The sequence below is a fragment of the Phycisphaeraceae bacterium genome, assembly GCA_015709595.1.
Lineage (GTDB): Bacteria > Planctomycetota > Phycisphaerae > Phycisphaerales > SM1A02 > CAADGA01.
In genome coordinates this window covers 121,035-133,814 of sequence record CP054178.1, presented here as the reverse complement: position 1 = coordinate 133,814, position 12,780 = coordinate 121,035, and the positions used below count along the sequence as shown (strand labels likewise).

At 66.5% G+C, this 12,780-nt stretch carries 9 protein-coding genes; 4 read left to right on the top strand and 5 right to left on the bottom strand.

What is annotated here, in order from left to right; genetic code table 11:
• Window positions 1-25: 25 nt before the first annotated feature.
• Window positions 26-1,471 carry a 2-oxo acid dehydrogenase subunit E2 gene (locus HRU76_00610; protein ID QOJ16188.1) on the top strand — a complete coding sequence of 482 codons (1,446 nt, stop codon included), beginning with the start codon at window positions 26-28 and terminating at the stop codon, window positions 1,469-1,471.
• A 44-nt stretch (window positions 1,472-1,515) separates the two neighbouring features.
• Here HRU76_00610 and HRU76_00605 read toward each other — a convergent pair whose 3' ends face one another.
• Both HRU76_00605 and HRU76_00600 read right to left on the bottom strand, forming a co-directional pair.
• Complete coding sequence (locus HRU76_00605; protein QOJ19049.1) at window positions 1,516-1,905, bottom strand: VOC family protein; 390 nt, start codon at window positions 1,903-1,905, stop codon at window positions 1,516-1,518.
• A gap of 230 nt (window positions 1,906-2,135) precedes the next feature.
• A complete protein-coding gene (locus tag HRU76_00600; protein QOJ16187.1) occupies window positions 2,136-3,305 on the bottom strand; it encodes a hypothetical protein in 1,170 nt (389 codons plus the stop codon).
• Between the two features lie 168 nt (window positions 3,306-3,473).
• Between HRU76_00600 and HRU76_00595 the strand changes: the two genes are divergently transcribed.
• The gene (locus tag HRU76_00595; GenBank protein ID QOJ16186.1) at window positions 3,474-4,553 is read left to right on the top strand and encodes a hypothetical protein; all 1,080 of its coding nucleotides are present in this window, start codon (window positions 3,474-3,476) and stop codon (window positions 4,551-4,553) included.
• Window positions 4,554-4,655: 102 nt separating this feature from the next.
• On the opposite strand, the gene HRU76_00590 is transcribed toward HRU76_00595, so the two are convergent.
• Window positions 4,656-5,372 (bottom strand): hypothetical protein, encoded by a 717-nt coding sequence (locus HRU76_00590; protein ID QOJ16185.1) that lies wholly within the window; start codon window positions 5,370-5,372, stop codon window positions 4,656-4,658.
• Window positions 5,373-5,555: 183 nt separating this feature from the next.
• On the opposite strand from HRU76_00590, the gene HRU76_00585 reads away from it, so the two are divergent.
• Both HRU76_00585 and HRU76_00580 read left to right on the top strand, forming a co-directional pair.
• Window positions 5,556-8,153, top strand: coding sequence for a cation:proton antiporter (locus tag HRU76_00585; protein ID QOJ16184.1), 2,598 nt, complete (start codon window positions 5,556-5,558; stop codon window positions 8,151-8,153).
• Between the two features lie 91 nt (window positions 8,154-8,244).
• Window positions 8,245-9,030, top strand: a complete 786-nt coding sequence (locus HRU76_00580) for a TatD family hydrolase (GenBank protein ID QOJ16183.1) — start codon at window positions 8,245-8,247, stop codon at window positions 9,028-9,030.
• Window positions 9,031-9,041: 11 nt separating this feature from the next.
• On the opposite strand, the gene HRU76_00575 is transcribed toward HRU76_00580, so the two are convergent.
• Together HRU76_00575 and HRU76_00570 are read right to left on the bottom strand one after the other, a co-directional pair.
• Entirely contained in the window at window positions 9,042-9,713 is a 672-nt protein-coding gene (locus HRU76_00575) for a hypothetical protein (GenBank protein QOJ16182.1), read from the bottom strand.
• Between the two features lie 207 nt (window positions 9,714-9,920).
• Entirely contained in the window at window positions 9,921-12,623 is a 2,703-nt protein-coding gene (locus HRU76_00570) for a glucosidase (protein QOJ16181.1), read from the bottom strand.
• Window positions 12,624-12,780 lie beyond the last annotated feature (157 nt).

The window sequence follows — 12,780 nt, the reverse complement described above, 5'->3', positions numbered from 1 at the left end:
CCGTCTTTGAGAGGCATCACCGGCCATGCCTGATTTCAAGCTCCCTGATCTTGGCGAAGGCGTTCACGAAGGGCAGATCATCCGTCTGCACGCCAAGGTCGGCGACTTCGTGAGAGAAGACGCCCCGTTCATGGAGGTCGAGACTGACAAGGCGGCGGTCGAAATCCGCGCCCCGTTCACGGGTGTCATCGAGCAGTGGCATGTGAAAGAGGGCCAGCTCGCTCACGTGGGGGATGTCATGGTGACGTGGCGCAAGGCGAGCGGGGGCGAGAGAGAGCCGGCGCACGGAGGTGCAGAAGCACGGGCGAGCGGCGGCATTGCGGCCGGGCGACCCGTCGCGGGTGCGGTTGCACGGGGCACCGCGGCCACGGGGGACGTCCCTGGCTCGGAAACCGCGATGATCGAGCCGCGCGTGTCGTCATCCATGGCGTCTCATGGCGGTCGTGAGGGGATTTCAGGGAGGCATGTGCCCGCCTCGCCCGCCACGCGCAAACTGGCGCGGGAGCTGGGCATCGACCTCAACGCGATTCAGGGCTCCGGCCCCAACGGGCGCGTGACGCGCGAGGATGTCGAGCGGGCGGCGGCTGGGAGCGGTGCGCCCGCCTCAACGGAGGCCGCGACAGCACAGGCGACATGGTCACGACCCGCACGCCCGCCCTCTCCCCAAGGAAGAGTGGGTGCGCCAACGTCTTCAATCGCGCCTGCCGCCATGACGATTCCCCCCGGCGATGATGCGGCGGACGCGCACGGGCCGATCCGCATCGTGCCCGTCAGCCAGGCGCGCAAGACCATCGCCGCCAACATGACGCAGTCGTGGACGACGATTCCGCATGTGACGGACTCGGACGATGCGGATGTCACCGACCTCGAGGCGCTGCGCAAGGGTTATCCTTCGCCCGCCAACGGCCATCGCAAGCTCACCATGCTGGCGTTCATCGTACGGGCGGTGGCGCAGGCGCTTTCGCGCCATCCCGTGTTCAACGCGGTGTTCGACGCTGAGAAGCAGGCGATCGTCTACAGGCGATATATCCACGTCGCCGTGGGCGTCCACACCGAGCGCGGCCTGGTGGCCCCGGTGATCCGCGACGCCGACCGGCTCTCGGTGATTCAGATCGCCGATGCACTGGATGCCATCATCGAGAAAGCCCGCGCCGCATCCTTCAGCGTGGCCGACACGCGCGGCGGCACGTACACCATCTCCAACGCCGGGGCGTTCGGCGGGTCGCATTACTCCACGCCCATCATCGCGCCGGGCCAGTGCGCGGTGCTGGCGGTGGGGAGAACGCGGTGGATGCCTTGGGTGGTGGGCGGATCTCCCAGCGGCGCCGGCGTCCCGCCGGTGATTCAGCCACGCTTCATCATGCCCCTCTCGCACTCCTTCGATCACCGCATCGCGGATGGCGGGCAGGAGATCGCCTTCCTGCAGGACATCATCGGCCAACTGGAGAACCCGGCGCGGCTGATGTACTGAGCGGGGTTCAACAGCATCACTCGGCAATGACCAGCCGCCCCGGCTCACTTCGCGCCCGGCCTGGGCACGTGCTGGTCGATGAGGATGGGGTTGCCGTCCGGATCGACGATGACCAGGGCCGCCGGGCCGGTGGTGGATTCATCGGCGGGCGTGACGGGCGTGATGCCGCGCCGGATCAGTTCACGCTGGATGTCGCGCACATCGTCGAAGTCCGGCAGCATGTTGGCCGCCCTGTCCCAGCCGGGGTTGAAGGTGAGGATGTTCTTCTCGAACATGCCCTGGAACAATCCGATGGTGCTGGACTCGTTCTGCAGGATGAGCCAGCCCCCGGAGGCGTCGCCGCCGAACACGCGGAAGCCCAGCTTTTCGTAGAACTCGCGCGAGGCGTTCAGATCCTTGACGGCCAGACTGACTGAGAAATTGCCGAGTCGCATGGCGGATGTTCCTTCCTGCACGGCCTCCCCGGAGACCGACATGATGCTCGATTCGCCGGCGGAATCGCTCGATGATGCGGCGGTGGTCGAGGCGCATCCACTCGTGACCAGCAGAAGCGCGACGCATGACGCGGCAATGAACTGGCGCATGCTGCGCATCATACTCGAAGCGTCAACGCCCTGACGCCCATGCCGTCGTTCACCTGCTTCATCCGCGTCCATCGGCGGACTCACTTCTCCGCCCGGAACGGCTGCCCCCTCAGCACGCGAAGGATGAGGGCCGCGCCCTCCTCCGCCGGGCGTTTGTCGGCGAACGCCGCCAGCATCTGCTTCAGGTCGGCCCGCTGTTTCGCTCCCAGTGCGGTATCTTCCAGGAACGGCGACACGGCCTTCACAATCCTGCCGGGACCCCCCGCGTAGGGAACGAACTCCGGCACGATGCGCCGGCCCGCGATGATGTTGGGCAGCAGGCGGTGCTTCGTCCGCAGCATCACCAGCGAGAGCGCCTTGGCGAACCACCCCACCCTGTAGACGCCCACCATCGGCTTGTGCTGCCGCGCGATGTCCAGCGACATGGTGCCCGACACCGTCAGCGCGAAGTCGCACCAATGCACCGCCACGTCGGGGTCGATGTTCACGATGTGCAGCCCCGTGGGCAGCACGGCGAACTTCTTGCGCATGATCTGACCCAGGGCGGGCCGGGCGGCCACCACCAGGCCGCACAGGTCGGCGTGCCGCGTCTTCAGGTCGCGGAAGGCCGCGAAGAGCAGGCCGACGTTCTTCTTGACCTCGTGCGTGCGCGAGCCGGGGAAGATCGCCAGCCGCGGCGCGGCCTGCGGCAGCATGCCCGCCTGACGATGGAGTTCCTGTTCATCCAGCGCGCGGTTGATCGCCGGGTGGCCGATGAAGGTCGCCGGCACGCCCCGATCGTTGAACCACTTCTCCTCGAAGGGCAGCAGGCAGAGGATTCCATCCGTCCGGCGGCGGAGTTTGCCGATGCGCCAGCCGCCCCACGCCCAGATCTGCGGCGCCACCAGATGCACGGTTCTGGCTCCCTGCTTTCGCAGGATGCGGCAGATGGGAAAGTTTGAGGCCGGCGAATCCACCGGCACATGGACCACCACCCTCGCCTGTTTCGCCCAGCGCTTGATGCGGCCGATCTGCTTCTTCACCGCCCGCGCCTTGCCGATCGCCCCCAGCCCCATGGCCGCGTCATCCACGCTCTTTTCGACAATCGTCGCCCCGGCCTGCTCCATCTTCGGTCCGCCCCATGCGTAGATGTCCAGTTCGGGCGCCAGCCGCTTCAGCGCGCGGATCACCGGAGCGGCGTGGGAGTCACCGCTGGGTTCAAAGGCGGTGAACAGCACGATCGGACGGGTTGGGCTGGCGGCGGTGCTCACGGGGGGCATCTGGTTGGCTGGCGGCTGACGGGTGGGAACGTGGCCGTACGATACGACACCGATCGACGCTCTGCGCTGTCCAGCGGCATCTTCCATCCCTCGAACCGCGCCCGATCCTCCCGCGCCCGTGGGGCGTACAGTTGGCGAAACTTCCGCGAGCATCGACGCATGTCTGACTCCCCACCGTCCGCCGCCGCTTCCATTCGAGGGATTCTCGACGCCGCGCTCGTGCGGCTGGTAATCCCGTTGTGGGTGCTGCTGGGCGCGCTGGCCAAGTACACCGCCGCCGATCCCGGCCGTCTGCCTACGTGGATTCAGCACGTGGTGAGCGAGAACACGCGCGACGTGATGGCCGCCGAGGACACGTTGATGGTCATTCTGCGCGCGATTCTGTGCGTGGAGTTCGTGGCGGTGGGGGTGATGCTGCTGATCGCCCGGTTCGCGCGGCTGGCGGCCATCGTCATCATGTCCGTGTTCTGCTTCGTGTTGCTGGCGGAGATTGTCCACCACGCTTCGGTGCGCGGCGTGACGTACTGGGCGGCGGCGTTCGGCGGGGACTGCGGCTGCTTTGGTGGTCGCTTTCCCATTCCACCAGGCGTGATGCTTCTCATTGACGCCGCTCTGGCGCTGGGCGCGACGCTCCTCCGCCCGGGAAGGGCCAGGCGCGCGGAGGGTGCTCGTGGGTCCGTGGAGCAGGCGTCTGGCCGCGTGGGGGGCACGCCCAAATGGGCGGTGGTGGCCTGCGTGGTGTGGGCGGCCATCGGACTGGCGCTGGGGACGAATCCCATCCCGCCCAGCGACGAGCGGCATGTGCCCTGGCACGAGCAGCAGCCGCACTTCTGGAAGGGCCATCCCATTGACGAGACGCCGCTGGCCAGGGCGCTGAACATTGACCACGCTCTCTACAACGGCGGGAAGCAGGTATGGATCCTTTATCGCCAGACCTGCCCGGACTGTCACGCCCTGTTCGATGAGAAGTACTCGAAGGAGATCACCGACCGCGTGGTTGTGGCGATCAAGATTCCCCTGGAGAAGGACGCCATCGTCGTCAGCCAGGATCTGCTGCACAAGCCGCTGATCTGTCCGAGCTGCCAGTGGGTGGAACTGCCGGATGATCGGCGTTGGGACTACATCTCGCCGCTGGAGATCTACATCAACGAGGAAGGCGTGGTGGAGGATGTGCGCAGCAGAACGCTCGATGCCTCGGGCCGCATCAGCCCGCCGGGGATGGACCGGTCGGGGCGATAAGGCAGCGTGCCGTTCTTCATCCGCAGGCCGCCGCCGTGCTCCATCGCTCGGCCATGTCCAGGCGCCGCGCGATGACGCGGCGTATTCCTTCAAACTGAACACTCATACGCATTGCTCTCGTGCTCGGATGCGCTCCGGCGGATCGGCCGAGGTGTTGCCAGGGCTGCGGGCTTCGTCGCGCAGAGCGTCGGGCAGTGCGTCGATGAGGCCCGCGACAGCGCTGATCAGACGCTTCGCGTCGCACGGCCGCAGCGGGCCGGATTCCGCACGGGCGATGAATCCGCCGCCGAGACGCCAGTGTGCTCGGCGCCGATCCTGAAGCAGGTTGACCTGCACGGCAGGCGACAGCAGGTAGATGGCGAAGTCGTCATCCACGGCGGAGACGCGACAGCGGCGATTGAAGCGACCATCATCCAGTCGAAGCGCCTGATCAGATCGGCGGAACGACCTTCCTGATCGGCGTGGTTCGATCGTCACCACCGGCCAGTCCGGCGCCTCCATGACGATGACTCGATGCATGACTCGCCGCGACCGATTGTTCACCATCACCTCGTGGACCTGCTCGTAGACCACGAGGCGGCGTCCCGCGAGTTCGCCCCGCAGCATGACGGTCCGCACCGCGCTGCGCAGGCCGAGAGTGGCGTCATCGGCGAAGTGCGTGGCCGGGTCGAAGGCGCATTGATCGATGGGGGACAACCCCAGCCGATGGCCGGCTCGCGCCAGTCGCCACGGGCGAAGCGCGCCGAACAGTCGAGAGGTCGCCCAGATGACCGCGGGTGCCGAAGCGCAGCCCATGATGGCGGGTCCGAGCCATGTCATCACGGGAGCGTAGCCGGCGCATGAGCCGCCCGCGTGTCCGATCGATGCCGAGGCGGGACATCACGCGCTTCGACGGTCGGGGCGGGAAGTGCTATTCTCTGCCGCCCCCGGCGAGCGAGGCGGCGGAGACTGGCCCCGAATGGGCATGGCGATGAGTGCGCCGCCGGGGCGATGGCGTGACGCATGAACCTTCTGACAGCGACCATCCCGCCCGGCGACAGCGCCCTGGAGCAGGCCGCGGAGGCGGCGGAGTCGATCGCGTCGGCCGTCGGAGCGAAACTGCCGCTCACCGACCCGGTGCTGGTGTTCGCGCTGGTGATGGCGCTGATTCTGATCGCTCCATTCTTCATGTCGCGGCTCAAACTGCCCGGGATCATCGGTCTGCTGGTGGCGGGCATGATCGTCGGACCCCACGGTTTGGGCCTCCTTGAGCGCGACGCCACGATCGTGCTGCTGGGAACGGTCGGCCTGCTGTACATCATGTTCCTGGCCGGCATTGAGATCGACCTGGATGATCTCTTCCGCCATCGCAACAACAGTCTGGTGTTCGGCTTGCTGACCTTCGCGGTGCCGCAGGTGCTGGGCACGGTGATGGCGCTGACGCTGCTCGATTACAACTGGCCGGCGGCGATTCTACTGGCGAGCATGTTCGCCAGCCACACGCTGGTGTCGTATCCCGTGGCGGCCCGGCTTGGGCTGGTGAGAAACCGCGCCGTGAGCGCCGCCGTCGGCGGGACGATCATCACCGACACGCTGGCCCTGCTGGTGCTGGCGATCATCGCGGCGTATTCGACCGGCGAGTTGTCCGTCGGATTCTGGGCTCGCTTCGGAATCTCGACGACCCTGTTCGTCGCCATCTGCCTGCTCGTGGTGCCGCGGATCGGTCGATGGTTCTTCCGGAGTCAGACGGAGCGCGGGCCGACGGAGTACGTCTTTGTCATGGTGGTGGCCTTCGGGTGCGCCGGACTGGCGATGGCTGCGGGCCTGGAGGCGATCATCGGCGTGTTCCTCGCGGGGTTGGCGCTCAACCGGCTCATCCCGGCGCAGAGCGTGTTGATGAACCGCATCCACTTCACGGGCGAGGCGATCTTCGTGCCGTGCTTCCTGCTGTCGGTCGGCATGATCGTTGACCTGAAGATTCTGGTTGCGGGTCCGGAGGCGTGGCTGGTATCGGGGTCGATGGTGGTCGCCGTCGTCGTCACGAAGTTTCTCGCGGCGGTCATCTCAGGCAGGGTGCTCGGATTCTCGTCGGCCGAGGGGCAGGTGATGTTCGGGCTGAGCGTTCCGCAGGCGGCGGCGACGCTCGCCGCGGTGTTCGTGGGATACCGCATCGGCCTGTTTGATGAAAAGGTGCTCAACGGCGCGGTGATGATGATTCTCGTCACGTGCATCCTCGGTCCGTGGGTGGTCGATCACTTCGGGCGCCGCGTCGCCATCGACGAGCAGGCGGCGCCGAGCGAACCGGGCCAGAATCTGCTGCGCATCCTCATTCCGCTGGCCAATCCGCAGTCCGCGACCCTGCTCATGGAGACGGCCATCGCGATCCGGCGGCAGAACTCCACCGAGCCGCTCTACCCGCTGACCGTGGCCTTCGAGGGTGGAGACGTGGCCGCCAAGGTGGCCGCCGGAGAGCGCATGCTCGGCTACGCGGTCACCCATGCCTCGGCGGCCGGCGTACCGGTGCATGCCGTGACGCGGGTCGACACCAGCATCGCCAACGGCGTGTCGCGGGCCATCGTCGAGCTTCGGATCAGCACCGTGGTGATCGGCTGGTCGGGCGAGCCGTCAGCGAGACGGATGATCTTCGGCAGCGTCATCGACCAGCTGCTGGAGAGCAACCCGCAGACCTTCCTGCTCTGTCGCCTGCAGACGCCGCTCAACACCACCCGCCGGGTCATCATGGTGGTGCCGCGATTCCTCGAGCGCGAGCACGGGTTCGGCGAGGCGGCCCGCACCGTGAAACTCATGACCAGCCGCCTGGGCGCGAAACTGGTGGTGGCGGCGGCGGATTCGGAGATCAAGCACCTTCAGCCGCGCATCGGCGCCATCAAGCCCCAGGTGGCGACCACCTTCACGCCCGTCAGTCCGCTTTCCAACGTCGTGCCGCGCCTCCAGTCGATGATCGAGACGGATGATCTGATCGTGCTGATGAGCACCCGAGAAGGTCGCCTGGCGTGGACGCCGGAGCTGGATCGACTGCCGCAACGGCTGGCGGCGGAGTTCCCCGGTACGAATCTCATCGTGTTCTACGGATCGGAGCAGTCCTCCGAAGCCCGGGCCGCGGCATCGGCGGCCATTCCCGGCACATCCGGACTTCTGGCGCCCGAGCGCGTGGCGTTGGGCGTCTCGGCCATGCCGTTCGATCAGGCGCTCGAGCACGTGCTGAGGCCGCATTTCCGCACCCTTCCCGCCGCCCTGCGCGAGGTGCGCGACGCGCTGATCCGCAACGCCAACGAGTACTCCACGGAAATGAGCCCCGGCGTCGCGCTGCTCCACGCCCACGTGACGCATGTATCAAGCCCCACCTTCTTCCTGGCCACGTGTCCCCAGGGGCTGACGCTGCCGCGCATCAGCCGACCCGTTCGGATGATGCTCGTGCTCCTCAGCCCCGCCGACCTGCCGCCGGAGAAGCACCTGCAGTCGCTGGCCAACATCGGCCGGTTGATGCGCTCCGCCGAAGTGGTCAACAAGGTCATCGGTGTCACATCGTTCGGCGAACTGGATCAGCTCTTCACGCCGCAGGCAAGCGGCTCGACAGCGCCGGGGGGTGGTGTGGCGTAGGGCGGTGGGCGACGGAGCCACGTGGCTTCAGAACGACGGAGATGCGGAACCTCGAACTTCCTCGACGCAGCACTCAGCACTCTCTTCCTCCATGTTCGACTCTCACTGCCATCTCGCCTTCGACGTGTTCGAAGGTCGCGTGGACCGCGTGATCGCCGACGCGCGGGCCGATGGCGTGCGCGGCATGGTGACCATCTCCACCACCACCGCCAACGCTTCGGTGAACCTGGCCATCGCCCGCCGGTTCCCGAACGTCTGGTGCAGCGCGGGGGTGCATCCCCTTCATGCGCACGAGCCGCGCAACTGGGACGATCTGAAGCGCGTCGCCCGTGATCCGAAGTGCGTGGCGTGGGGCGAGCTGGGACTGGATCATCACTACGACCATCCGCCGCGCGACCTTCAGCGGCGCGTGCTGGAGGAGCAGCTCGCGTTCATCCGGTCCTGTGCATCGGAAGGGCTGGTGAAGCCGATCGTCGTTCACTGCCGCAAGTCGTTCGACGCATTGCTGCCGGTGTTCCGCGCGTCCGGCCTTGATCCGTCGCGGTTCGTGTTCCACTGCTTCACGGGAAGCGTGCAGGACGCGCGGAACGTGCTGGATTTCGGGGCATGGATCAGCTACACCGGCGTGGTGACCTTCAAAAGCGCCCCCGAGGTGGCGGAGGCGGCTGCGATCACCCCGCTTGACCGCATCATGGTGGAGACGGATGCGCCATTCCTCTCGCCCGCGCCGCATCGCAGCGTCTTTCCCTGTGAGCCGAAGTTCGTGGTTCACACGGCGCGGTTCATCGCGGCGAGGCGCGGCATGGACCCCGACGAGTTTGAGCGCGTCACCGATCGGAACGTCGAGCGCTTCTTCGGCATCACGATTCCGGCGTGAGTTCCACGGACTCAGTCGCGGCGGCGCCGTGATGGCGCGGCCAGCCCCATTGCGAGGCAGACCAGCGATCCGGGGCCGGGAAAGGTCAGATTCTCGGCATAGATGTAGAAGCTCTCGCTGTTGCCCGCCTCTGAAAGGTCAAGCGTCAACGGCTGGAAACCCCGGTTGCCGAAGATGCGATGCGGTTCGGCAAGGGTGGCGGTGAGCGTGCCGTAGCGACCCAGCGACACGAACTGCATGCTGGGGAGGTTGCCGCCGCCGTTCTGTCCCCAGTCGAGATTGGCCACGCGCTGAGCCAGCTGCCCTGGAGTCTCGGCGCGGTGGGTGGGCGTCGGGCCATCGTAGGAGTACGTGACATCACTACTCAGACCGTTGAAGCGCACCCAGTCGATGTCCGCACCCGGCGTGGAGGTGTAAATGTTGTTGCCGGAGTCCACGATGTGCAGGGCGGCGATGGCATGAGCGCCGACCGACCGCAGGATGTCTTCGAGCGCGATGTGAATGACGGTGTACTGCCCGGTGTTGCCCGTGCGTTCCGAGGTGATGTAGTCGCGGAAGGCGCCCTCGTAGTGGATCTGCCCCTGGCCCACGTTCCAGAACAGCCCGATTTCCAGGAGGTCCGCGTGGGCGGAGCCGGTGAGGGTGAGCGCACCGATCGCGCCCGAAAGCAGCATGCGCTTCATGGGTCCATCTCCGATCTTCAGGTTGGGCCGAACCGGCCTGGCGCGAGTCGCCCAAGTCCGGGCGGCCGCATTCACCATGACCGCGGGCGAGAGCGGTGCAAACCACGTCGACGCCGGACCCTCACGAAGAGATCGGCGTGCGTCACCGGGGAAAGCGGGGCAACCTGCAAGGGCGGCGGCGCGTCCGAGAACGACGGCCCGACCCGGTTACCGCGACGCCGGGTCGGCCCCCAGATCGTCGAGGCATGAGGCGACGAGCGCGGTCCAGCCGGTCTGGTGACTGGCTCCGACGCCGCGACCGGTGTCGCCGTGGAAGTACTCGTAGAAGAGGATCAGGTCGCGCCAGTGCGGATCAGTCGCGTACCGGAGTTCCTCGCCGTGGACGGGGCGGCGTCCCCGTGCGTCGGCGAGAAAGATGGCGCTCAGGCGCCGACGCAGTTCGTGAGCCACTCGGTCAAGCGTCAGAAAACGTCCGGAGCCCGTGGGGCACTCGATGGTGAAGGAGTCGCCGTAGAAATGGTGGTATCGCTCCAGCGACTCGATGAGCAGGTAGTTGAGCGGAAACCACACGGGGCCGCGCCAGTTGCTGTTGCCGCCGAACAGCCCGGTTGTGGATTCTCCCGGCACGTAATCGACGCGGAACTCGTCGCCATTGGCGCGGTAGATGTACGGCTTCGACGCGTGAACGCGCGAGACGCTGCGAAGCCCGAAGGGAGAAAGGAACTCGGACTCGTCGAGCATGTACCGTAGCACGCGCTCCAGGCGCAGACGCGAGGGGATCGCCAGAAGATGATGGGCCCGGGCGTCGGATCCGTGGGGCGCCTCCATGTACGAGATGTGTCGGGCCAGGTCACGGCGATTCTCCACGAACCAGCGCATTCGCCGCCGGAAGCCGGGAAGTCGGTCGATCACCGAATCCTCCAGGATCTCAACCGCGATGAGCGGAATCAGGCCAACCATCGACCGCACCTTGAGAGGCGTGACGCGCGAGTCGACGTGCAGCTGGTCGTAGTAGAAGCCGTCCTCCTCGTCCCAGAGCCCCGAGCCGCCCAGCGTGTTCATGGCGTCGGCGATGGCCACGAAGTGCTCGAAGAACTTGCTGGCGACGTCTTCGTAGGCGGGATCCTCCGCCGCCAGCTCCAGGGCGATGGCCAGCATGGTGGCGCAGTAGAAGGCCATCCACGCGGTGCCGTCGGCCTGCTCCAGGTGTCCGCCGGTCGGCAGGGGGCGCGAGCGATCGAAGACGCCGATGTTGTCCAGACCCAGGAATCCCCCGGAAAAGATGTGTTTGCCTTCGATGTCCTTGCGATTCACCCACCACGTGAAGTTGATGAGCAGTTTCTGAAACGCTCGGGCGAGAAACTGGCGATCCCGTCCGCCGCGCGGCCCGGTGATCTTGTACACGCGCCACACCGCCCAGGCATGCACCGGCGGGTTGACGTCGCCCAGCGCGAACTCATAGGCGGGAATCTGACCATTGGGATGCATGTACCATTCACGCAGCAGGAGCAGCAGCTGCTCCTTGGCGAAGTGCGGATCGATGCGCGCGAAGGGAATCATGTGGAAGGCCAGATCCCACGCCGCGTACCAGGGATACTCCCACTTGTCGGGCATGGAGATCACGTCGCGGTTGAACAGGTGCGTCCAGTCCGCGTTCCGCCCGCGTTTGCGCGATTCCGGAGGAGGCGGCTGCCGTGGGTCGCCCTCCAGCCAGTCCCTCACCACGTAGTGGTAGAACTGCTTGCTCCACAGAAGCCCGGCGTACGCCTGACGGGCGATGAGCCGCTGATCGTCGGTCAATCCTGCGGGAATGCGGGAGGTGTAGAACGCATCCGCTTCGCTGATTCGAGCCGCGAACACCTGGTCGAACGCCTGACCGAATGGATCGATCGTTGCCTCCTGCTCGACAGTGAGCCGCAGCCGCAGCGTGACGCTGGCTCCGGGGTCGATGCGAAGCCGGACATGGACCGTCGCCTTGGTGCCGGAAGGGTCACGGTTGACGGCGTCGGCACGGTCGTGAATGACCGCGTCGTGGAATCCATCCTTGACGTGGGGCGCGGGGTTCGGTGCGTTGAAGAGCCGCTGGGCGTTCGTCTCGTTCTCTGTGAAGAGAAACACCGGTGCGGCCCCGTCCGATCCCGGTTCGACGGCGAAGCGGAAGGCGCCGATGGACTCGTGTTCCGCGTGCAGCGTCGTCGCGTCGTGTCGAACCAGGCGCGGTTTGTCGTGATGTCCTTCCTCGCCTCGGCGTCCCCACGACCAGGTGTTGCGGAACCAGAGCGTGGGCAGCACGTGCAGGTCCGCCGCCTCGGGGCCGCGGTTGGTGAGCGTCAGGCGGATGAGGATGTCGTCCGGCGAGTGTTTGGCGTACTCCACCAGCACGTCAAAGAACCGATTCTCATCGAAGACGCCGGTGTCGAGCAGTTCGTACTCCGGCTCATCTGGACCGCGCCGGGCGTTCTCGTCGATCAGTTGCCGATAGGGGAATTCCTGATGGGGATAGCGATAGAGGGCCTTGAGATAGGAGTGCGTGGGCGTGGCGTCGAGGTAGTAGTAGCACTCCTTGACGTCCTCGCCGTGATTGCCCTGCGGATTGGTCAGCCCGAAGAGCCGTTCCTTGAGGATCGGGTCTCGCCCGTTCCACAGTGCGACGGCGAAGCACAACCGGCATTGGCGGTCGGTGATGCCGAGCAGGCCATCCTCGCCCCAGCGATAGGCGCGGCTGCGGGCGTGCTCATGGGGGAAGTACTCCCAGCAGTTGCCGTCCGGGGAGTAATCCTCGCGCACCGTGGACCACTGTCGCTCGGCCAGATACGGCCCCCAGCGCTTCCAGTTGCGGGCGCGGGCGGCGTCTTCGATGAGTCGTCGGGCTTCTGGGTCGATGGGCGGCGTAGGCGTGGGGGGCGGCATGGGAATGGCTCGTGCGACGATGGTACCGCAAGGAACGGCGTGATGTGGTTCACGCTGAAGTCGGAGTCCACCGTTGCAGCCCCGATGCACCGCGGGTATGCTGCACGGGTCGAGGAGATTCGGGGGTTCTTCTCGACGACGTGCCGCGCATGACGGC